At 38.7% G+C, this 24,175-nt stretch carries 19 protein-coding genes; 15 read left to right on the forward strand and 4 right to left on the reverse strand.

The features are described 5' to 3' along the window. Positions 1-4: 4 nt before the first annotated feature. The 4 genes from CSC80_RS04770 to CSC80_RS04785 all read left to right on the forward strand — a co-directional run bounded on the left by CSC80_RS04770 (position 5) and on the right by CSC80_RS04785 (position 6,162). Complete coding sequence (locus CSC80_RS04770; RefSeq protein ID WP_099190152.1) at positions 5-907, forward strand: histone deacetylase; 903 nt, start codon at positions 5-7, stop codon at positions 905-907. A 79-nt stretch (positions 908-986) separates the two neighbouring features. Then, positions 987-1,820: a phosphatase PAP2 family protein gene (locus tag CSC80_RS04775; protein ID WP_099190154.1), complete on the forward strand. Its 834-nt coding sequence runs from the start codon at positions 987-989 to the stop codon at positions 1,818-1,820. 107 nt (positions 1,821-1,927) lie between these two features. Beyond that, positions 1,928-4,981, forward strand: coding sequence for a hypothetical protein (locus CSC80_RS04780; protein WP_099190156.1), 3,054 nt, complete (start codon positions 1,928-1,930; stop codon positions 4,979-4,981). Positions 4,982-5,007: 26 nt separating this feature from the next. Further along, entirely contained in the window at positions 5,008-6,162 is a 1,155-nt protein-coding gene (locus tag CSC80_RS04785) for a gliding motility-associated C-terminal domain-containing protein (RefSeq protein ID WP_099190158.1), read from the forward strand. Positions 6,163-6,185: 23 nt separating this feature from the next. On the opposite strand, the gene recQ is transcribed toward CSC80_RS04785, so the two are convergent. The 3 genes from recQ to CSC80_RS04800 all read right to left on the reverse strand — a co-directional run bounded on the left by recQ (position 6,186) and on the right by CSC80_RS04800 (position 9,660). After that, the gene (gene recQ / locus CSC80_RS04790) at positions 6,186-8,270 is read right to left on the reverse strand and encodes a DNA helicase RecQ (RefSeq protein ID WP_343224332.1); all 2,085 of its coding nucleotides are present in this window, start codon (positions 8,268-8,270) and stop codon (positions 6,186-6,188) included. A 182-nt stretch (positions 8,271-8,452) separates the two neighbouring features. Further along, positions 8,453-8,785: a single-stranded DNA-binding protein gene (gene ssb / locus CSC80_RS04795; protein WP_058104152.1), complete on the reverse strand. Its 333-nt coding sequence runs from the start codon at positions 8,783-8,785 to the stop codon at positions 8,453-8,455. A gap of 188 nt (positions 8,786-8,973) precedes the next feature. Continuing rightward, positions 8,974-9,660 (reverse strand): GNAT family N-acetyltransferase, encoded by a 687-nt coding sequence (locus CSC80_RS04800; protein ID WP_099190160.1) that lies wholly within the window; start codon positions 9,658-9,660, stop codon positions 8,974-8,976. 269 nt (positions 9,661-9,929) lie between these two features. Here CSC80_RS04800 and CSC80_RS04805 point away from each other — a divergent pair, with 269 nt between their 5' ends. The 8 genes from CSC80_RS04805 to CSC80_RS04840 all read left to right on the forward strand — a co-directional run bounded on the left by CSC80_RS04805 (position 9,930) and on the right by CSC80_RS04840 (position 17,374). Beyond that, positions 9,930-11,408 (forward strand): sensor histidine kinase, encoded by a 1,479-nt coding sequence (locus tag CSC80_RS04805; RefSeq protein WP_091607420.1) that lies wholly within the window; start codon positions 9,930-9,932, stop codon positions 11,406-11,408. 173 nt (positions 11,409-11,581) lie between these two features. Next, positions 11,582-11,791: a CDGSH iron-sulfur domain-containing protein gene (locus CSC80_RS04810; RefSeq protein WP_099190162.1), complete on the forward strand. Its 210-nt coding sequence runs from the start codon at positions 11,582-11,584 to the stop codon at positions 11,789-11,791. 21 nt (positions 11,792-11,812) lie between these two features. After that, positions 11,813-12,700 (forward strand): sugar phosphate isomerase/epimerase, encoded by an 888-nt coding sequence (locus CSC80_RS04815; protein ID WP_058104159.1) that lies wholly within the window; start codon positions 11,813-11,815, stop codon positions 12,698-12,700. Next, complete coding sequence (locus CSC80_RS04820; RefSeq protein ID WP_099190164.1) at positions 12,697-13,860, forward strand: mandelate racemase/muconate lactonizing enzyme family protein; 1,164 nt, start codon at positions 12,697-12,699, stop codon at positions 13,858-13,860. Before CSC80_RS04815 ends, CSC80_RS04820 begins: the two co-directional genes overlap by 4 nt. Positions 13,861-13,863: 3 nt before the next feature. Further along, entirely contained in the window at positions 13,864-14,358 is a 495-nt protein-coding gene (locus CSC80_RS04825) for a VOC family protein (RefSeq protein WP_099190165.1), read from the forward strand. Beyond that, complete coding sequence (locus tag CSC80_RS04830; RefSeq protein ID WP_099190167.1) at positions 14,351-15,316, forward strand: hydroxyacid dehydrogenase; 966 nt, start codon at positions 14,351-14,353, stop codon at positions 15,314-15,316. Before CSC80_RS04825 ends, CSC80_RS04830 begins: the two co-directional genes overlap by 8 nt. A gap of 11 nt (positions 15,317-15,327) precedes the next feature. Then, on the forward strand, positions 15,328-15,768 hold the full coding sequence (locus tag CSC80_RS04835) for an SRPBCC domain-containing protein (RefSeq protein ID WP_236973322.1): 441 nt from the start codon (positions 15,328-15,330) through the stop codon (positions 15,766-15,768). A 58-nt stretch (positions 15,769-15,826) separates the two neighbouring features. Further along, on the forward strand, positions 15,827-17,374 hold the full coding sequence (locus tag CSC80_RS04840; RefSeq protein ID WP_099190171.1) for a M20/M25/M40 family metallo-hydrolase: 1,548 nt from the start codon (positions 15,827-15,829) through the stop codon (positions 17,372-17,374). 9 nt (positions 17,375-17,383) lie between these two features. On the opposite strand, the gene CSC80_RS04845 is transcribed toward CSC80_RS04840, so the two are convergent. Beyond that, on the reverse strand, positions 17,384-19,972 hold the full coding sequence (locus tag CSC80_RS04845) for a cyclic nucleotide-binding domain-containing protein (protein ID WP_099190173.1): 2,589 nt from the start codon (positions 19,970-19,972) through the stop codon (positions 17,384-17,386). 202 nt (positions 19,973-20,174) lie between these two features. Between CSC80_RS04845 and CSC80_RS04850 the strand changes: the two genes are divergently transcribed. The 3 genes from CSC80_RS04850 to CSC80_RS04860 are packed head-to-tail and all read left to right on the forward strand — an operon-like array spanning position 20,175 to position 24,119. Then, positions 20,175-23,330, forward strand: coding sequence for a sialidase family protein (locus CSC80_RS04850; RefSeq protein WP_099190175.1), 3,156 nt, complete (start codon positions 20,175-20,177; stop codon positions 23,328-23,330). A gap of 7 nt (positions 23,331-23,337) precedes the next feature. Further along, entirely contained in the window at positions 23,338-23,910 is a 573-nt protein-coding gene (locus tag CSC80_RS04855; RefSeq protein WP_099190177.1) for a pentapeptide repeat-containing protein, read from the forward strand. Between the two features lie 17 nt (positions 23,911-23,927). Next, positions 23,928-24,119 carry a DUF4177 domain-containing protein gene (locus CSC80_RS04860; protein WP_071341059.1) on the forward strand — a complete coding sequence of 64 codons (192 nt, stop codon included), beginning with the start codon at positions 23,928-23,930 and terminating at the stop codon, positions 24,117-24,119. Positions 24,120-24,175 lie beyond the last annotated feature (56 nt).

The following is a 24,175-nucleotide window of genomic DNA, read 5'->3' on the forward strand; positions in this document are numbered from 1 at the left end:
TGTAATGCTAAAAATAGCCTATCATCCTATTTACAGACATCCATTGCCAGAAGGGCACCGGTTTCCAATGCTAAAATATGAACTGCTACCACAGCAACTTATTCATGAAGGCACATGTACCGTGGCTAATTTCTTTGAGCCAGAAATACCAAATGACAAGCATATTGTAGCGGTACACGATCCTGAGTATTTCTATGATTTATTGAACATTATGATTTCGCCAAAAATGGCACGGAAAATAGGTTTTCCGCTATCAGAAGAACTGGTAGAACGAGAACGTATTATTGCCGATGGCACCATAAAAGGTTGTGAATATGCATTAAAAAATGGCATTGCCATGAATATTGCCGGTGGCACCCACCATGCTTATAGCGACCATGGTGAAGCCTTTTGCATGCTGAACGATCAGGCTATTGGCGCAAGGTATCTACTGAATAAAAGACTCGCGAAAAAAATTCTCATTGTTGATCTGGATGTGCACCAAGGCAACGGAACGGCAGAAATATTTCAAAATGATGAATCGGTCTTTACATTCTCCATGCATGGGGCTAGTAACTACCCGTTCAAAAAAGAAGAATCTGACCTTGATATTGCCCTACCTAAAGGAACCAACGACGAGACCTATCTTTCTATTTTAAAGAAAGAATTACCTAGACTAATTGAAAATATACAACCAGATTTTATCTTTTATCTATGTGGCGTAGACATTCTTGAAAGTGACAAGTTAGGAACTTTAGGTTTGACTTTGGAAGGATGCAAAAAACGGGACGAGTTTGTTCTAAGCACCTGCCATAGACTAAAAATACCTGTGCAATGCAGCATGGGTGGTGGTTATTCTCCAGATATCAAGATTATTGTAAATGCCCATGCAAATACATTTAGAATAGCACAGCGTCTATATTTTTAATGTCTTTTCAATAGTAATAGGATCAAACATTGTTCTAATTTCACTATATTCTAAACGACCAACCCATTAAATTTGCACCATGAAAAAATTATTGATCCTTTTAGGCTTTATTTTATGTATTTCATTAAGTGCACAAGAAACCAGTAAAGATTCTGTTGAAACAAGATGGAATATGTTCAAGTATGATATTGCCACCATGTTTCAAGGTGTGGGATATTCTTATACAAGACCCCTACATTGGGAAGGAAATCAATGGGCTCAATTTGGTGCGGTCGTTGGCGGTACAGCTTTGGTATATTTAGCAGATGATGATACCTCTAGGTTTATTAGAAATAACAGGGAAGGGGTGCCTCAAGTAATTCGTGATTATGGAGAATTTTATGGTAGCCCGTCAAACAACTACATGGCAACTTCTGCTGTTTATGCTGTGGGATTAATAACCAAGAACGAAAAACTAAGAAGAACCGGTGTGCTACTGATATCCTCAGCCACCTCCGCCGGATTATTACAGCAGGTCTTAAAATCGGTCGTGGGCAGAGCAAGACCGCTCGCCGATCTAGGCAAGGATACCTTTGATCCATTCAACTCCAGCAGAAATTTCCATTCTTTTCCATCTGGACATGCCCTACTTGCATTTACGAATGCATATGCCATAGGCAAGCAATTTAAGAGTCCATGGGTGAAAGCAGGAATTTATACCCTAGGAGCTATACCTGGAATTTCACGTGTTTGGGACGGTCAACATTGGTTGAGCGATATGGTCTTTGCTTTTGCCATAAGTATTGCAACAGTAGAATCCATAGACAGATATTTGGACAAAAAATATGACCAAAAGTACAACGACCAAAAGAAGTTGGTCAGTTGGAACTTAAATTTTGGTCCAGGCACTATGGGTGTGACCGTTAATTTTTAAATTCCTACAACAGATTAATACATTTATATAGGTGTTTTCCTACATTTTACAACATTTTATTACATAAGACCTTAATATTAATGTTCTTAGCGAAATAAACAAACGCTATGCATTTAAGTTTTACCTACAAATTATTGTTGTTTTTTTTAATATCTAGTTTCGCCTCTGCACAGGTCAAAATAGGGGACGAAGTGAATTCCATAGATAATTCCTCTCTCTTAGAACTTGAAAGCAACACAAAAGTACTTGTCTTAACAAGAGTTACAAATTCACAAATGTTGAATATAAGTCCCCTTAACGGTGCACTTGTATATAATATTGACAATAGATGTATTTATACATACAATGGCACTCAGTGGATAAGTTTATGTGAAGAATCAACAAACAATATTTCAATAATAGATAATGAGGATGGATCGTTTACATTAACTGCAAATGATGGTTCAACGTTCACATCTCCCAATGCTGCCAGCCTTAAAGGGGAAAAAGGAGACATTGGCGCAGAAGGTTTACCAGGACAGAATGGCGCCGACGGACGTAGCGCTTACCAGATCGCGTTGAACAACGGATTCTCCGGAACGGAATCGGAATGGCTTACCAGCCTAGAAGGTGCAGATGGAACGAATGGAAACGACGGAGCAACAGGTGCCGATGGACTTAGTGCTTACCAAATTGCAGTTAACAACGGATTCTCCGGTACGGAACCGGAATGGCTTACCAGCATTGAAGGTGCAGATGGTGCTGACGGAAACGACGGAGCTACAGGCGCAACCGGAGCAGCAGGCGCTGACGGACTTAGTGCATACCAGATCGCAATGAACAACGGGTTCTCGGGAACGGAACCGGAATGGCTTACCAGCATTGAAGGTACAGACGGAAACGACGGAGCTAAAGGTGCAACTGGAGCAACCGGAGCAGCAGGCGCCGACGGACTTAGCGCTTACCAGATTGCGGTGAACAACGGGTTCTCGGGAACGGAATCGGAATGGCTTACCAGCCTTGAAGGTGCAGATGGTGCTGACGGAAATGATGGTGCTACAGGTGCAACCGGAGCGGCAGGTGCTGCAGGCGCCGACGGACTTAGCGCATACCAGATCGCGTTGAACAACGGATTCTCCGGAACGGAATCGGAATGGCTTACCAGCATTGAAGGTACAGACGGAAACGACGGAGCTACAGGCGCAACTGGAGCAACAGGTGCCGATGGACTTAGTGCTTACCAAATTGCAGTGAACAACGGATTCTCCGGAACGGAATCGGAATGGCTTACCAGCCTTGAAGGCACAGATGGAACTGACGGAAACGACGGTGCTACAGGCGCAACTGGAGCAACCGGAGCAGCGGGTGCAGACGGTGAAGATGGACTTAGCGCATATCAAATAGCAGTGAATAATGGATTTTTGGGAACGGAACCGGAATGGCTTACCAGCCTAGAAGGTTCAGATGGTGCTGACGGAAACGACGGAGCTACAGGCGCAACCGGAGCAGCAGGCGCTGACGGACTTAGTGCATACCAGATCGCAATGAACAACGGGTTCTCGGGAACGGAATCGGAATGGCTTACCAGCCTTGAAGGCACAGATGGAACTGACGGAAACGACGGTGCTACAGGCGCAACTGGAGCAACCGGAGCAACCGGAGCAGCGGGTGCAGACGGTGAAGATGGACTTAGCGCATATCAATTAGCAGTGAACAATGGATTCTCCGGTACGGAACCGGAATGGCTTACTAGTCTTGAAGGAAGTGACGGAAATGATGGTGCTACAGGTGCTGCAGGCGAAGACGGACTTAGTGCATACCAGATCGCAGTGAACAACGGGTTCTCGGGAACGGAATCGGAGTGGCTTACCAGCCTTGAAGGCACAGATGGAACTGACGGAAACGACGGTGCTGCAGGCGCAACCGGAGCAACCGGAGCAGCGGGTGCAGACGGTGAAGATGGACTTAGCGCATACCAAATTGCAGTGAACAACGGGTTCTCCGGAACGGAACCGGAATGGCTTACCAGCCTAGAAGGTGCAGATGGAACTGACGGAAACGACGGTGCTGCAGGCGCAACCGGAGCAACCGGAGCAGCGGGTGCAGACGGTGAAGATGGACTTAGCGCATACCAAATTGCAGTGAACAACGGGTTTTCGGGAACGGAATCGGAATGGCTTACCAGTCTTGAAGGTACAGATGGAACGAATGGAAACGACGGAGCAACAGGTGCCGATGGACTTAGTGCTTACCAAATTGCGGTGAACAACGGATTCTCCGGTACGGAACCGGAATGGCTTACCAGCATTGAAGGTGCAGATGGTGCTGACGGAAACGATGGTGCTACAGGTGCTGCAGGCGAAGACGGACTTAGCGCTTACCAAATCGCGTTGAACAATGGATTCTCCGGAACGGAATCGGAATGGCTTACCAGTCTTGAAGGAACTGACGGAAACGACGGAGCAACCGGAGCAACAGGCGCTGAAGGACTTAGCGCTTACCAAATTGCAGTGAACAATGGATACTCCGGAACGGAATCAGAATGGCTTACCAGTCTTGAAGGTACCGATGGAACTGACGGAAACGACGGTGCTACAGGCGCAACTGGAGCAACAGGCGCTGAAGGACTTAGCGCTTACCAAATTGCAGTGAACAATGGATACTCCGGAACGGAATCGGAATGGCTTACTAGTCTTGAAGGAACTGATGGCGCATCAGCAATTGTTCAGAATTTAGACAATGCAGATGCCATTACAACCTTAAGTACCTCTGCGTTAATATCATATCTTCAAACAGAAATACTAACCCAGTCAACTACTTTTAGCACTTCAAGCCTTCTGGGCATTGACACTATTGAGTTGAGTATAGTGGCACATACCTTTAATCCCGTATTAAGTAATATCTCAGGAGCAAAATATGTAGGGGAAATCCAATGGGAAATTTTAGAGACGTTGGGAATATTTAAAAACAGATTCGCTATTTATGTAAATGGTACACGAGTTACTCCAGTATTGAACATTTGGCCAAACGTTGTAAACATTACCTCTGCCCCAACGAGTAGATTTTTTGAATATACAAGTAATGGCAACGATGTTATTGAATTAAGAATGTCTAGAAGTTTAGGCGCAACTGGTATATCTCAAGTTTTAAATGCAGAGTTAAAATTGAAAAGATCACTTTAAAGTTCATTCTTCTAACATCCCATTTTATGAAACATAAAAATTTTACATACCCATTTATATTGCTATTCTTAGTAACTGCCATGCAATTACAAGGACAAAAAATGAGAAACCATGGAGATTTTGAAGTTCATACTAATGGGCAAGTGGGATTTTTTGGACCAATAATAAATGACGGCTTTTTTTTTAGTAATAGTGGATTAGTCGGACTGTACGGAGAAAGTTCTTATCATATTTCAGGAAACGTAGTACCAAAACTCTATGATTTAGAAATAGCAAATGCTTCAAGCATATTATTAAATGTACCTGTTACAATCAGCAATAATGTAAATTTTATTTTAGGAGATTTAGAAACCACAAAAACAGATAGCATCAACTATTTGGAATTCAGCCAATTGTCTTTTTCAACCGGATCATCTGATTTCTCTAAAATGAATGGTTTTGTTAAAGCCAATGTCCAAGATCACTTCATGTTTCCTACAGGTGACAATATCTTTTTAAGACCCATCTCTGTTGAAAGTACGCTATTGAATGTTAAACATATGGCCTGCTATTTATTTGAAGATTCTACAAAGAACTATCCGTTTTATAGTAATGAAGAAATAGCACAGATCAACACTAACGAATTTTGGATACTAAAAGGAGCTCACCAAGTTTCAATAACAATTGATTGGAATGAACGTAGCAGCATAGAAAGAATTACCGATGATATCAATGACATTGAAATAGTTGGTTATCATATTTCTACATCTCAATGGAAAAGCTTAGGAGGCAGAGGGAATACAGGCGACTTGAACAGTGGATTTTTAAGTTCAGAACCTTTTATACCCAATGATTACGCCGCAATTACTTTTGGAATTTTTAACCAAAATGAAAACGAACAACCAGAAATTCCACTAAACAGTTATCATTATATGCTTAGTCCGAATGGTGATGGTATAAACGACAAGTTTATTATTGAAGAACTAGCGGATTATGAAAATAACGTACTCCATATTTACGATAGAAATGGATTACTTGTTTTTGAAGCACAAAATTATACCGATGAATTTGATGGAAATACCGGAAAAACAATATCTGCTTTAGATAGAGATGCAGGTTTAGCCCAAGGTATTTATTACTATATAGCAGCTGTAAATGGAGGAGAATTTTCAATACAAGGCTATTTATATATCGACCGATAATCTGAACCATAGTACTATTAAAGTCAGTCATCCAACATATACAACGCAAACTTAATTTTCCAATAAGGCACCTTTTCTTCAAAGTATTCAAAATAATCTTTCAACCCTGTAGCATCGGTTAATTCTGATTTGGCTTTTTCTATTTGTGCTATTTCTTTAGCATCAACAAACTGATCTAAATCTAGCTCCTCACCTTCGGCATGTTTTTTCATTAAATGTCCGTAAATGGTGTTTTCAGATAGGTTTCTTTGCGTGGCTATCTCAGAAACCGATAATCCGTCAGAAAACAGTTCAAAAGTTTGATCGTGAGTTTTCTTTTTAGATTTTTTAGTGCCTACATGCTTTTTAATTTCCTGCAAAAACACATCTGCATACTTCTCCAATTTCGCCTGCCCTACTCCGGATACCTCCATAAATTCCGTTTCGTTCTTAGGTAACTTGGCTTCCATATCTTTCAAACTGGCGTCACCGAAAACTACATAAGCAGGTACATTCTGTTCTGTTGCGATCTGTTGCCTAAGCAATCGTAACTTTTCGAATAAATCGGTTTTCTTCACTTTTGCTTTGGATGGTGCCTTTTTCTTTTCCACTGCTTTTTGTAGAACGGCCAATTGTATTTTTTTACCGGAAAACAAAACTTCGTTTGCCAAGGGTGTTAACCCGATCCTAGCCCCTTCCCTAAAGTTGATTTCCAAAATACCTTGGTTCAACATTTGAATTACATACTGCTGTAAATCTAACCATGCAACATCTGTTACGGCACCATAGGTTTTTATATGCTGATATCCCTTCTCTAATAACTGTGCGTTTTTTGCCCCTCTTAAAACATCAATCACCATACCCATAGGCTCACGCTCCTTTAGTCTGGCAACTCCGGAACATACTTTTTGAGCCAATACCGTAGCATCAAAATAAGCAGGCGGTGCGGTACATATATCACAATTACCACAACCTTGGGTAACTTGTTCTCCAAAATAGTTCAACAATGCAATCCTACGGCAACTTAAGGCTTCGGCAAACTGTTGCATGCGCTCTAATTTAGCATATTCAACATCTGCATTTTCACTTTGGGTTATAAACCTTCGTAATTGCGCTACATCTGCAAAACTATAGAACAACAAGGCATGTGCTGGCAGTCCGTCCCTACCACCACGACCAATCTCTTGATAATAGCCTTCTATATTTTTAGGTAAATTATAATGTATGACCCAACGCACATTACTTTTGTCTATACCCATACCAAATGCAATGGTGGCTGCAATGATTGGTACTTTGTCTGTAATAAATTCTTCTTGCACTAATGATCGCTCATCTGAAGACATACCTGCATGGTAAGCTTTGGCCTTAAAACCTGCATTGCGCAATTTCTCGGCAATAGCCTCGGTACTTTTACGGCTAAGGCAATAGATAATACCGCTTTCAAAAGGACGCTCCTCTAAAAATTCTAATATATGCTTTATTCTATCTTGAGCAGGTTTTACATCCAAATACAGGTTAGGTCTATTAAAAGAAGCTAAATGGCGATTGGCATTCGGAATACTTAATTGATCAACAATGTCATCTTGTGTAGTCTTATCGGCAGTTGCCGTAAGAGCCATAAAAGGAATATTCGAAAACCTTCTTTTCAATCCGCCGAGCTGAGTATAAGCCGGTCTAAAATCATGTCCCCATGAAGAGATACAATGTGCTTCATCAACTGCGAAAAGACTTATTTTTAAGTTCCCGAGAATGTTATTAAAGAAGCCTAAACTTTCAGGAGCAACGTAAAATAGTTTCAACTCTCCTCTCTCTAACTTCCCTAAAATTTCTTGTTGTGTTTCTACAGACTGGGAGCTGTTGTAGTACTCTGCAGCTATACCGTTAGCTTTAAGCACATCTACCTGATCTTTCATTAACGCTATAAGTGGTGAAATCACAATAGCGGTTCCTTCAAGTGCCAGAGCCGTTAATTGATAGCAAAGGGATTTACCACCACCTGTTGGCATTATCGCCAATACATCTTTTTGTTGCAATGCATCTTCAATAATTGATAATTGATTCGGTTTAAAGGAATCATAACCGAAATATTTCTTTAATAAGGGAAGTAACTCTTGCTCTTGTGTCATCATGTTTTGCAAAAATAAGAAGTTTGAATACCATAAAGGTCTTTGGACTGTATTAAGACTTGCATACATCTACATTTATAATGCCGATTTAATGGTGCCAAGTGAACTTTACACATAATTAACTCCTAATATTCAGATGTGTATCAACCCGTTTTTAGCACAGTCCAAAGACCTGATACTCATTTTTACTTTCCTAACATCAACAGCTCATTACATCTAACTTCGGTAATATATCTTTTATCACCTTCTTTGGTTTCATAAGAGCGATGGGTTAACTTACCCTCTATGGCAACCTGTTTGCCTTTTATCAAATAATTCTCTACGATTTCAGCAGTCTTACCCCACGCTACAATATTATGCCATTGGGTATCGTCTACTTTTTCTCCGTTTGCATTTTTGTAACTGTCCGTGGTAGCAATGGAAAATTTTGCCAATTTGTTGCCTCCTTCCAAGTTTACAATTTCTGGGTCTTGCCCTAAATGTCCAATCAACTGTACTTTGTTCTTTAATGCGTTCATCTTACTAAAATTTAATGGTTTAACAGTTCATACTATCAAGCTACTATAGCCCAACACCGCAAACCTAGAACAGCATTGAAATTTTATTCGGTATGTAAACGTTTACTATCGCTTGTTGTCGTTTACATTCGTTTATAAACGTTTTTATTGTTGATTTACAGTAATTTACAAAACACAGAAGAGTTTTATTATTTTCTACGATATAACCACCAATTCATATCTCTAGTTAAAGTATATCCTAATTTTTCATACAGAGGTATTGCAGAGTTACCCTTATTGGTGTGAAGAATGGGCTTCTTATTCTCTTTTAGAATCTTCTTTGTTGTATGTGCAATTAGTTGTTTTGCAAGTCCTCGCCTCGTAAAATCCGGATGGGTGACAACGGCACTAACCTCAATAAAAAGATTTGTTTGCATTCGTTGACCTGTTATTGAAACCAATTTACCTTCCTTAAAAATACCGTAGTAATTACCCATTTCAAAAGTTCTTCTTCTGTAATATCCGGGCATTACCAACCAAACCAAATCATATATTTCATTGATATGTTCATCTCCCAACAAAACAATTTCCTCAGTGATAGAAACATCTGACAACTCATTCAGAACCATTTGACAACCATCTATTTTCTTTTCCAAAAAAACATTGGCACTATCAACTTTTGGAGTATTATTTTCTGATACAAAGAAAAAACTATCAGTAGTTTTAAGGTATTGGTTCGAAGCGGCAGTGGTTCTATCTTCATCAAAAAATGCACCAAAAGTGCACACTTCTTGATCATAAAATAATACTTCCTTATACTTAACCGCAAATTTTTTGTGTGTTTCATTTAAGGAATACCACACCGGATTTTTAAGTTGCTGTTCTAACGCTGTCATTATATAAATATAAACAGTACAATTTAAATCTTAGCTAACTATAAAATTACGACTAGTAAAGATTTTTGTTAAATAACTATCACTAACATGCTTTTTAATACTAAAACATGAACACTGTTTAATTAAATTAGCTTTTTTGTCTATTTTAAACAAAGTAATTAATAAACCAACCATTTTGAAAACCTATATTCTATATGTTCTGGAATAGTATAGGCAAGAAGTTACAATGAAAACTTCTTTTTGTATCACCTAATACACCTATTGCACTTATGAACGTTATTGATTATCAATATTTTGAAACTTTTATTTTTACGGCAATATTTGGTGTTTTTGCTATCTATCACATATTACTTTACATAATTCTAAGGTATAAGGCATTACTTTACTACTGTGTTATATTAATAGGCTTAACCGCACATTTTACGCTCTATTTATTGCTATTCTATGCAGATAAGAGCTTTTCTCTACTAGTTCAAAATACATCGTTGATCACCGCTATGGTTACCACCTTTGGGTTTTTAATCTTTACAAGGAATTATCTTACCATAAACCAGTATAAGACACCAAGGTTAAACAAAACCTATAAATTTCTAATTGTAGCAACAATCGCCTTAACCATTATTCATATTCTTAATATCATTATCTCTGGCTACAATACCTTTAGCAAACTTCTAGAATTATTAGCCGCTTTTACCGCATTGGCAACCATGATATTAAATATCATCTCAGGAGTTAAATTATTTCATGCAGAAAAATTCAATAAATACTACCTCTATTCCTACACACCTTACCTTTTAGCCTCGATCTTATACGTAATTACCTGGTTGTTAAGTTATTTTTTCAATATCAAAACTGACTATATATTATTAATCACCTCAATTTTAATAACCTTACAGATCATACTTTTCTCCATATTAATGGGTTTCAAATTCAAATCTATTCAAGATGAAAATAAGAGAATACAGGTAGAGGCCAATAATAGATTAGAATTCGAAGTTGATTTACAAACCAAACAATTACAATTAGCCAAAAAGGAACTTGAAATTCAAAATAAAGAACTTGAAACGGTAAATAAATTAAAAAACAAACTATTCTCCTTGCTTACGCATGATGTAAGAGGACCACTCAACAATGTTAGTACCTTAATTGAATTGATAGAAAATAAATTATCAGATAGTCCATTAAAGGAAATTACATCCAAATTAAAAAGTGATGTCAATGACAGGGTATCAATGATCAACACTTTGTTAGACTGGTCTTATAAACAACTAGAAGGCGTTAAGGTCCATAAAGAACAATGTGATTTAAATGCAATTTTCATTACTATCATAAAGGAATTTGAACGGGCTGCACTTGATAAAAACATAACCATAGAACAAGAGGTTTTATGTCCCGTTATTTACATAGACCAGAATATGTTAAAGGTTATGCTACGTAACCTTTTATCAAATGCTATAAAGTTCAGTGAATACGGTCAAAAAATTATGTTCTCTTCAAAATGTAACTCCGATACAATTGACATCATCGTTGAAGATTTTGGAACAGGTATGCAAGTAGATTGGTTCAATTCAAAAAACGAACATTGTCCCCAAACCAAAAAAGGCACCAAAGGTGAAGTCGGTACCGGTTTTGGGCTTTTGATTACAAAAGATTTTGCAGAAATGAATGGTGGAAAAATAATATGCGAAAGCGAAATCAACAAAGGCACTAAGTTCACCCTAAGTTTTGAGAATATTTTACCAGATTAAGATACCTTACAAAGCATTGATGTATAGGCTCACCCTACAATACAAAGTAACATAAACCTTCTCAAAAGCTATTGTGGCTTAAAAGAGTACTGTTTTACAAACCAGTTCCAATTATCTTCCTAAAAGAATCATTTTTTTCCTAACTTAAAAATTCTAAAATCAACAACTTACAAATGGAAGAAAACAAATCAAATGACCAATGCGTCATCACTATTATTGTAGCCAACAACGGTCCTTTAAAAGTTAAAGGAAACCTAGAAATAAAATTGGCCTCAGGTGAAATTGTAACTAAAGAAGGTACCACAGGTTTTTGTCGTTGTGGCGCATCTGAAAACAAACCGTTTTGCGATGGTGCCCATAGAAAAATAGAATTTATAGGATAATCAAAACAAATCTGCCTAGCCATGGAATTAGCCATACATAATTGGATGCGTGCCGAGACTTTAGAACACACACTCAATAGGATCAACAAATTAGATTACACGCATATAGAAATACAAGGAACCCCAGAGAATTACGATATAAAAAAAGCTCAATTACTTTTAGACCTCTACGGAATTAAATGTTGGGGATCTGTAACACTTATGTTAGAGCAACGTAATTTACTTGCTAAAGATCCCGCGCAACGGAAACTGTCTATTCAATACGTAAAAGATGTTGCCAAAATGGTATATGAATTGGGCGGTAAAGTCATTTCTTTAGTGCCGGCAACCGTAGGCAAAATTGTCCCCGATGCCAGACCTGAAGAGGAATGGGAATGGGCAGTAGAAGGCATTAAAGAAATTTATAAATATACCGAAGACCACGGTTTACAAATAGGCATTGAGCCCATTAACCGTTTTGAGACCTATTTTATCAACAGGGGCGAACAGGCATTGGCACTTGCAGAAGCTGTTGGTCCTAATTGTGGAGTTTGCCTAGATACATTTCATATGAATTTAGAGGAGGTCAATATGTTTGACACCATTAAAAAAGTAGGCAAGCGTTTGGTAAATTTTCATGTTGCCGATAATAATAGAATGGCACCGGGGATGGGGCACCTCAATTGGACTAAAATCATAAATACATTAAAAGAGATTGAATATGACAAGGTGCTATCAGTAGAATTTTGTTCCCCGTTAGATAGAACACCTGCCAATCCGTATCCGAATTCCATAGAAACAAATCCTGAGGGACTCACTGCAGAACAAAAGAAATTCTTGGAAGATCACGGTAGTTCAGCCGTTACCGATGAGTTTTACACCATGCTGACCAAAAAATCCATAGACACCCTAAAAGAGCTTATTAAATGAAAATCACCAATATAGAAGCGTTTTGGTTACGCTGTCCAATACCAAAAGAAAAGCAACATTTTTCAGATTATGGTCTATTGACAAATTTTGATATGACCTTGGTAGTGGTAACGACCGATACTGGATTACAAGGTTTTGGCGAAGCAAAGGCAGCTGTAGGTTCTTCCGGGTCTTGTGCCTCTATAGTCAGCTGCATAGAAAACGAACTAAAACCACAATTAATAGGTAAGGATGCCCGAAATATCTCCCGTATTTGGGAACACGTATACAACGGCACACGAGATCATTATTCCCTATCAAGAGGTCGTAAATTTCCCATTTTAGGAAGAAGGGGATTGACCATTTCTGCCATGAGTGGAATAGATACTGCGCTGTGGGATATTAAAGGAAAGGCTTTAAAAGCTCCTGTGGTAGAATTGTTGGGTGGTAGCTGTCGCGATAAAATGCCAGCATACGCCAGTGGTGGTTGGGCAAAAGCCGATGCTATTGGCGAACAATTGTTGGGGTATACCCAAAAAGGGTTTAGCGGTGTAAAGATGCGTGTTGGTATAATGGATCAAACCGTTGCCGAAAGTGTAAAAAGAGTTCAAGCAGCACGTGAAGCCTTGCCCGATCACATAAAGTTAATGACCGATGCCCATGGTACTTTTAGCGTACCCGAAGCCAAGCAGTTTACAAAGGGTGTAGAAGACTGCAACTTATATTGGTTTGAAGAACCTATTAGTCCAGATAATAAAATAGGTACCGCGGAAGTTCGCGCAAATACCTTTATACCCATTGCCGCTGGTGAAAGCGAGTACACCGCTTTTGATGTTCGCGATTTAATAGCTGAACGTGCGTTAGATGTGTTACAACCAGATTGCGCTATAATTGGCGGTATTACAGAAGCCATGCGGGTTTCACAATTGGCACATACCTATCAACTGGAATTGGCACCGCATTGTTGGGGATCAGCATTTTCATTTATGGCGGGACTTTCGGTGGCATTCGCTTCCCCTTCTGCCAATGTAATAGAGTTCTCGTTGGGCGGCAACCCTATGATGTATGATTTGGTAGAGGAACAAATTACGGTGGATAATGTAGGTATGCTCAATGCACCCACCAAACCCGGACTCGGTTTAACCCCTAATTGGGATTTTGTAAAAGACTTTAAACAATAAACCATGGCAAAGGCAGTACATATTAACCACGTTGCACTAGTGGTAAGCAATTTAGAAGAAGCTTGTAAATTTTACGAGGAAGAACTCGGTTTGGAAGCCATACCCGCATTCTTATTTGATTATCCCACGGCATTTTTTAAATTCAACGAGGAACAACAATTGCATTTAACAGAGTGGGAAGATGCCTATTCGTTTAGAGGTCACATCTGTGTTCAGGTAGATGACATCAATACCTTATTCTTTAGAATGAAAGAGCTCGGTGCCATTGATATAAAACCGTGGGGCAATGTACGTCAACTACCGGACGGCGCCATACAAATGTTTGTTCGTGACCCATCGGGGAATTTGGTAGAGCTCTCTTCCGTTCCCGGTGATTATATAGACCCAAAGATTTTTGAAGACGAGTTGTTCAAAGAAGGAATTTATGTCTCGGGCAGAAATGATTTCCGTGGATACAAATCCAAAGACGCCACGCTTTACCATAAATCAGATGAATAGAAAAAATATTCTTTTACTAGAAACGGTTGCCGAAGATGCTATGAGTATGTTTAGAAATGCTTCGGACATCAATATTTTGACAGGGTTTGATGAAACATCACTGAAGCATCAAATAGAAAACAACGTGATTGATGCCATCATTACACGAGGGAAGGGTCAGGTACGTGATTCGTTCATGGAACAGTTGCCCAATTTAAAAGTAATATCCCGTTGTGGTGTTGGTTTGGACAATATTGATGTATCAAGTGCCACCAAACGAGGAATCAAAGTAGTGAACGCCCCAAATTCCAATGCCGACACCATTGCAGAACACACTATTGCCCTGCTATTAATGCTTCAGCGGAATTTGTACAATGCCGTAACCATGGTCAAAGAAAATAGCTGGGGAGACCGGGGAACGTATGTTGGCGATGAAACCCATGGCAAAACTTTGGGGATTATCGGTATGGGAAATATTGGAAAAAAAGTAGCACATATCGCCAAGGCCTTAGGCATGAATGTCATTTATTGGAGCTCAAAAAAAGAAGATGTACCCTTCTCATTTGTAGAATTTCAACACCTTTTAACCACTTCAGACACAATTAGTTTACACCTGCCTTTGACCTCTAAAACAGAAAAACTAATTGATTCCGCTGCCTTTTCATTAATGAAAACCAATGCGTTGTTGATCAATACCGCCAGAGGAGGAATCATAGATCAAAAGGAGTTGTTCACTGCCCTGCAAAGCAATAGCATAGCAGGTTTCGCTGCCGATGTTCTGGCAGAAGAACCACCAGTGGAAAATGATCCATTACTTCAATTAAAAAATGTATTGATTACGGCACATTTAGGCAGCCTAACCAAAACAACGTATACTAAAATGTGTACCATGACGGTTAAAAATACCTTGGCAATTTTACGTAATGAAGCTCCTATGGAAAATTGTGTTTTCAATAAAAAAGAACTGGAGAACAACTAAAGCATAATATTATGAGAAACAATGAACCTATAATTGTCACTCAGCTTTTTAACACTTCAATGGAGCAGGTATGGAAAGCATTGACACATTTGGAATACATGCTAAAATGGTACTTTCCTGTTATTCCGGACTTTAAGCCAGAAGTTGGTTTCACCACCAGCTTTCTTATTACCAACGAAGGAAGAAATTTTACCCACAACTGGGAAGTAATAGCAGTAACACCGCCATCCAAAATAAGTTATCGTTGGACGTTTGATGAATACCCCGGAGAAAGTATCAATACCTTTGAGTTATCCAAAAATGAACAAGGCACCTTTCTTACCCTTACCGGTGAAGTTATTACAGATTTCCCCACCAACATTCCTGAATTTAATAGGGAAAGTGGCAAAGCGGGTTGGGAATATTTAATTCAGGAAAGTCTTGTCCAATTTTTAAAATCCCATAAATTTTAACAGCCGGCTATCGCCCTTAAATGAGTACCTTAGTTCAAAGAACTAAACTAACTTGAACATGAAAAAAGTACTACTCATTGGAGCATATTTCCTATGCTCCACATTTGCAATTTCACAAACTGTAGAGGATATGGTCAATGCCATAGAGAAAGAAGGCATTGAAAATTCTCAATTAGAACAATTGGCTTACGAATTAATGGACCTCAACGGTCCAAGATTAGTAGGTACGCCAGAAATGAAAAGTGCTCATGATTGGGCGGTAAACACCTACAAAAAATGGGGAATTTCTGCAGAAAACCAGCAATGGGGAACCTGGAAAGGATGGCAAAGAGGTATTACCCATGTAGATATGGTTTCACCTCGTGTAGCATCATTACATGCAACACAATTGGCATGGAACCCAAGTACTAGCTCTAAAGGTGTTACGGCTTCATTAATTACACTGCCAAGTTTTACAGATTCATTGTCCTTTGTAAAATGGCTACCTAACGTAAAAGGAAAAATAGTAATGGTGAGCATGTTGCAACCTACGGGCAGACCAGATGAAAACTGGGAAGAATACGCAACCAAAGCATCTTTTGAAAAAATGAAGAGCGAGCGCGATTCATTGGAGAAAATCTGGAGACAGAATATTAATAATACGGGCTATACCAGTAGAAACATCAATGCAGCATTTGAAAAAGCGGGTGCGGTAGGTATTGCACAATCAAGATGGTCCGAGGGTTTTGGTGCCAATAAAATTTTTAGTGCAGGTACTGAAAAAATTCCTGCTGTTGATATTTCATTAGAAGATTACGGAATGCTATACAGGATGGTAGAGCACGGTGCGGATACCAAAATTAAAATAGTGGCAGAGTCCAAAGACTTAGGCGTTGTACCAACATTTAATACCATAGCCACCATACCCGGCACCGAGTTCCCTGATGAATATGTGATTCTTTCCGCTCATTTTGATTCATGGGACGGCGGTACAGGTGCAACCGATAATGGTACAGGTACCATTACCATGCTAGAAGCGGCACGTATTCTGAAAAAAGTATATCCAAACCCAAAAAGGACTATTCTTGTAGGGCATTGGGGAAGTGAAGAACAAGGTTTAAATGGTTCTAGCTCATTTGTTGAGGATCACCCAGAAATTGTTGCCGGTGTACAAGCATTATTCAACCAAGACAATGGTACAGGCCGTGTGGTTCGTTTATCCGGGCAAGGATTTCTTCATGCATATGATTATTTAGGGCGATGGTTAGAAGCCGTACCGGAAACCTACAAAAACGAAATAGAAACTACATTCCCTGGTTCGCCCGGTCGTGGTGGATCAGATTATGCTTCTTTCGTAGCGGCAGGTGCCCCTGCGTTTTCGCTAAGCTCGTTGAGTTGGGATTATTGGAACTATACTTGGCACACCAATTTGGACACCTACGATAAAATTGTTTTTGACGATGTACGCAACAACGCCATATTAACTGCTATTCTTACCTATATGGCATGCGAAGACCCAGAAAAAACATCTCGTGAAAAAGCTGTTTTGGGCATTAACCCAAGATCAGGCAAAAAAGGAGAATGGCCAACACCAAGAAGGCCACAACGTAAAGGCGGACAAGATTAACGGTACCATCTAAAACTGATTTTCAAGCTCAAGGCTATCCGCTGCCTGTAATGCTTTTTTAATAGCAGTACTCCACAGTGCATAGCCTTGCTTGTTCAAATGTAATCCGTCAGAAAGGTATAACTCTGGAATAGGCCTATTATCCGTAGTAATCATTTGTGCAAACACATTAATGTATTGGGCATTAAGCTCAGAAATAAAGTATTTTGACAGCATTAAATTAGTTTCCATGATCAGCGGGATCAGATGTTCACGCTCTACACTTGGTTTTAAACTTATAAGCGCCAATTCTACATCTGGGTATTTATTCTTAATCAATTCTACCAGCTCCATACACCCAGAAAGAACTTCTTGGGGTGTCTTGCCATCATTTAAATCATTTTCACCGGCATACAACACAATTTTAGACGGATTTGCCTCTACAAATATTTCATCAAAATAATGAATACACCAAGCAAAAGTAGAACCGCCAAAACCCAGGTTAACCACATTGAACGGACTCAAGTCCCTTTTCATATTCACCCAAAGCCGTACAGATGAACTACCATAAAAGGCAATTAAATTATCTTGGGTAGGCAATTTGGCCACTCGTCTTTTAAGTCGCTTTATTTCATTACACCATATTGCGGGTGGTTCTTCTAAACTATCGGCACCTGAGCTAGATACGTTCAATTGCTCTGCTCTTTCAATTGCCGCTTGCACATACCCTTTATATTCCTCTTGGTATTGCTCCATAAAAGCATATAGATCTTCATTGCTTTTAGAAGGCACCTTTTCACTCAAAAAAAAAGGTTCTTTAATGGAGCAATAGTATAAAGATTTACCAATTCTGTGGTCAAAATTCACCATGACTATAGGAATAATGTATGGTTCCGGTTCTGTATGCATTGCTAGTTTAAAAGCACCCATTTTAAATGGCCCAGGAGATTCCTCAGTTCTATAAGATGTCCCTTCTGGGCTTATGATCAGGTTATATTCCTGCTTTAAATGCTTAGAAGCCTCACTATAAAATATGCTTCGCGCCTGTTCCTTTTTATTACTAGTCGTTTGTTCAGATTCTTTGGTGTAAACATTGATATAGCCTAGATTATTGTAATAATTTTGATGGCCATACTCCTGTCCTTGCCCAATACGAACAGTTCTAATACCCGGTTCTCCATATTTCCTATACAGTACCATAGCACTTAGAAAATGAGAATCTAAGGTTATTTGAAAATTATTGTTCAGAGTATAATGTGCATCATTGATCAGGTGATTATAAATAAAGATATTCCCTGTTTTATCAGGTAAATTATCCCATCCTTCAATAATGTAGGGTACGTTTTTAAAGACCTTCATAGTCAATTCCGCACATACCTTTCTATTCAGCATTACATCATTACTATTATTTTCCGCAACGTTTTCATACATCTGCTGTAATCCATTAACAAACTCGTGCTCCTTTTGATCTTCTCCCAATAATTCTAAACTCAATGAGGCTATATGACGTTCTAACGCTGTACCGTTTTTTAACAAATTTGCAAGTGCTTCATAAGCAAATTGCTTTGTAGTCATACTCTTTAAAAGATGTGGTACTTGGTGTAACGGCGATGAAAGCAATAAGCGCGATTTGTTGTTCTTGATCAATTGATATACGGCTTGCAAACTATGTTTTCCCAACAAACCAACATATCTAACAAAAGCCGCATTCAGTTGGTTGCCCATGAGCCAAAGCAACCGTTGATAAAATTGACCTTCAAAGGCATCATCTCTCTGAAACAATTTCATGAGATCACATTCCGGTATAAAATAGGCAGATGTCTTTGTATTGGTAATCGCAGAGCAAATATCTTTTTCCCTTAAAAGACAAGACCACCCAAAAACAAACCCAGAGTTTTTTATAGATCGCTGCTTAATTTCAATGGTATTTTCAATTCTTTTTATAGTAACCTCGCCATGAATTAGAATAAATAACCCGTTGCTAGAACCGTCTTGCACATACAATACCTCATCTGGTTCATATTCACGCCTTTCCGCCAAGGCGGCCAATGCCATTAAATTTTTCTCCTCAAAAAAATCTAAAAACGGAGAACGTCTCATCAATGAGACTATTTCTTCTTGTTCCGTTACCGGGGAAATAAAAAACTGCCTATCCTCTACAAAAGGCTGAAACCTTGCCGGGCTCAACAATTCCGTTTGTTTCAATAATGCAGTACGCAAAACGTGATATAACTTGGCACCTATGTTTTTCAACAGAACGTTTTGGTGCCCTTTTTTTAAGTATGCATCAAGATCGTTAAAAGGAATTTCAAAGAATGAAGCTTTTGCAGATGCCACTATTGCTTTATAAGTGAAGCGTTTAGGCGTGTTAAATCCGTTTAAACCAATAGTTGAAAACGGTTCTGAATTTTGGCAAACCAAAATATCGCTCTCTGGGCTATCTAAAGAAATATAGTAATTTACGCTTCCTTCAATAAGCCATCTAAAAGTGTTTACCTTTTTGTGAATATAACTAATAGCATACCCTTTTTCGTATGTTTTTATTACTCCTTTTGGGAAGTATTCCTTAAGTTTTTCAGTACTTATTTCTTTTCTTAAAAGTCTAGTTTGGTTTGTCATGCGCCTTCTAACTTAACCAGATTAAACCTAAAAAAGAAACCCTACACACATTAAAATCAATTTATCATTTTAAGAAAATAATATTGGTCAAAACCATAAAAATGGCACCCTTAAAATTAGAATTACCAAATTAAATTTTCCCACTCACTTTTTACAAAGGCTTTTGTTATCTTACCTACTCAACAACTAATTTGACCACACCATGAAAACCATCAAATTTCTATTTGTGCTATTGATGATTGCACCTATGACTTTACAATCTCAACGTAGAAAAAGTAAAATAACCCAACCATCAATTACATTAGAAGACTCTCTTTTTACAGTATTAAAATGGAGAAATATTGGTCCGTTTAGAGGAGGAAGAAGTGTAGCATCTACCGGTGTGGTTGGTCAACCCATGGTGTATTATATGGGAACCGTTGGTGGTGGAATTTGGAAAACCACGGATGATGGAATCACTTGGAAAAGTGTTTCGGACGGATTCCTAAAAACGGCAACCGTTGGCGCCATATCTGTATCTGAAAGTAATCCGAATATTGTAATTGCCGGCATGGGCGAACATGCGGCAAGAGGTGTGATGACCTCTATGGGAGATGGTGTTTACAAATCTACCGATGCGGGTAAAACTTGGAAACACATAGGGCTAGACAAAACACGGCACATTTCTGATGTCATTATTGACCCTACAGACCCAAACATCATTTTTGTTTCGGCACAAGGTGCACAATATGGACCTTCTACTGAAAGAGGCATTTATAAATCTACCGATGGCGGTGATACTTGGAAAAATGTACTTTTCGTAGATAATACTACTGGAGCATCTGGTCTTACAATGGATATGACCAACCCTACCATACTATATGCCGCTATGTGGCAACACAGACGATATCCCTGGACAATGGAATCTGGTGGAAAAAACTCAGGTATCTATAAATCCACCGACAGTGGTGAAACCTGGCAGCAATTAACCGAGGGGCTACCAAAAGAAATGGGGAAAATTGGTATTTCTGTATCTAGGGCCAACCCTGAACGTGTATTTGCAGTGATCGAGGCGGAAGGAGAAAAAGGTGGCGTGTACCGTTCTGATGATGCCGGTAAAAAATGGACATTGATCAATAAAGACCGTATTAATATTGCCCGGTCTTGGTACTACATGGAAATTTTTGCCGATCCCCAAAATGAAGATATTGTCTATGTGCTAAATGCACCGGTCACAAAATCAATAGATGGCGGTATATCTTTTACACCGTTGCCAACACCACATGGAGATAACCATGATTTATGGATAGATCCTTTGAACAACCAACGCATGATAAACTCTAACGATGGTGGTTCTAACGTTTCCAATAACGGTGGAAAGAGTTGGAGTACGCAACAAAACCAAAATACCGCTCAATTTTATAGGGTGATAACGGACAATTTGGTACCGTACAATGTCTATGGCGGGCAACAAGATAATTCTACCGTTGCCATTGCGTCAAGAACAAACGATAACGGAATAGATTGGAAAGATTGGTACGCAGTTGCAGGTGGTGAAAGCGCCTTTTTAGCTTTTGACCCAGACGACCCAAAATTGATTTATGGCGGGACATACCAAGGAAATATTGACAAGTGGAACGCAAGTACCAAAGAGTCAAAACCCATTAAAGAATACCCTGAATTAGGATTAAGTATATCCCCTGAAAATGCAAAGTACCGTTATAATTGGAATGCCCCAATTATTACCTCTCCACATGACAGAAAAACAATTTACCACGGCGGTAATGTAGTTTTCAAATCAACCGACGAAGGTCAAAGCTGGTCAGTTATTAGTCCGGACTTAACACGAGACGAGAAAGATAAGCACGGACTTGGCGGCAAACCATTTACCAATGAAGCCGCAGGTGGTGAAATTTATAACACACTTACCTATTTGACAGAATCTCCACATGAAGAAGGTGTAATTTGGTCAGGTAGTGATGATGGTTTGGTACATGTAACCAAAGATGGTGGTGCCAATTGGTCAAATGTTACTCCTACAGACACCATGGAAGGGATTATTAATAGCATTGAAGTATCTCCACATGATCCGGCAACAGCTTACATCGTTTTAATGCGTTATAAGTCGATGGATTTCAAGAATTACATTTACAAAACTACGGACTATGGTACTACTTGGACAAAAATCACCAATGGCATTACCGGTGACAATACCTTTACCAGAGTGGTTCGTGAAGATAAAAAGGTGAAAGGTTTACTATATGCAGGTACTGAAACGGGCTTATTTGTCTCTTTAGATGATGGCACGCATTGGCAGCCTTTACAGTTGAATCTACCTTTAACCCCTATTAACGACCTTATTATTCAAGATAATGATTTGGTCGCTGCAACGGCCGGTCGTTCATTCTGGATTTTGGATGATTTAGCTGCTTTACAAAATGCCAGTTCACCAAAACAGGCATTGAACATTTTTAAACCCAAAGACACCTATTTATTCATTGGAGGATATAGCGAAAAACCCGTGCCAGGCATAGGAAGCAACCCCAAAAGCGGCGTTACTTTTGATTATTACCTAAACGAAGCACAAGATAGCACTGAGCTAAAATTAGAAGTTTTAAAAGATGGAGATGTAATACGAACGATTGCCAATAAAAAAGACAAAAAGTTTAGTTCTTGGCCAGGCGGACCATCAAAACCAGCCGTATTGCCTTCTAAAAAAGGATATAACCGTTTTACTTGGGATTTTAAAAGAGATCCACTACCTGCAGTTGACAAGGTATTTGTACTGGGCGGATTAGATGGTTCTATTGTTGGCCCAGGAGATTATCAACTAAGACTTACTTTAGAAAATGAAACAGCAGAAACCTCGGTAAGCATTTTACCTCTCCCCTACATTAAAGCGACCATGGTAGATTACGAAGAGCAACAAAATATGTTGAAAACCATAGAAGCTACCGTAATAGAAATACATACTGCAGTGAATGATATGCTATCAGCAAAATCTCAATTAAAACAGTATAATCAATTACTTGAAGACAACACAAAAGCAGAAGCACTTTTAAAACAAGGCGATTCTTTGATCAAACGAATTTCATCTTGGGAAGAAAATCTTATTCAACCCAACCAAAAAACCTTTCAAGATGTTATAAATTTCGAAAATAAACTAAACGCGCAATTATTGAATTTAAGAGGATATATTGACGTAGCAGAACCCAACGTTACAATGGGCGCAAAAGAAAGATTACGTGATTTACTTGCTATATGGGGCAGTTTTAAAACAGAACATAATGCTATCATCAATACAGAAATGAAGGCATACAATACCCTATTCCAAAGTTTAGAAATCCCTGCAATTATATTACCGCAAGCACAAAATTAAAATTGAGTTGGAAAAACTAATACTAGACCAGACTTTTAAAGGCGAAAATTATACCATTTCCCGTTTGCCACGTGCAGAATATGAAAATTGCATTTTTGAAAGATGCGATTTTTCCAAAGGATACTTGGACAACCAAATCTTTTTGGAGTGCGAGTTTATAGATTGTAACCTAAGTAATGTGAATTTGGTAAACACGACTTTTAAAGAAGTCAAATTTTCACATTGCAAACTTATGGGTTTAGCTTTCCACACATGTAACAGTTTTTTAATGGACTTCTCCTTTTATGATTGTAATTTGAATTTTTCCATATTTACCGAATTAAAATTAATTGGTCAGGTATTTAAAGCCTGTAACCTTTCAGAAGCAGATTTTAGTGACTGTGACCTAAGTAATGCCAAGTTCGTAGATTGTAATTTAGAACGTACCATCTTTTCAAGAACCAATTTACAAAAGGCAGATTTTAGCACAGCAACCCATTTTAACATAGACCTAGAAAACAACATGGTAAAAGGCGCCATCTTTTCCAGTGACATGCTAGAAGGTCTATTGCATAAGTATAAATTGAAGATATTGAAGTAATTTTAAATTATAAGTATATGTATGAATATCAATTTGTTAAAATAAACCTTGGAGGTATTTTTACCGCAAAGCCCAGCTCAAATTATAAAGAAATTATATCATCTAAAGCAAAGGAAGGGTGGCGATTTGTTCAAATTTTCGCACCAGCGACCTCAGGGTATGGAGCCGCATCTTACTTTGAATTGATTTTTGAGAAAAAGGTAGACTAGCATCGTCATTCATTTTGAACACTCTAACTGTCCAAATCGTAAAGTGATAGACGCTA

This window comes from Maribacter sp. 6B07, assembly GCF_002700155.1.
GTDB classification, from domain to species: Bacteria; Bacteroidota; Bacteroidia; order Flavobacteriales; family Flavobacteriaceae; genus Maribacter; species Maribacter dokdonensis.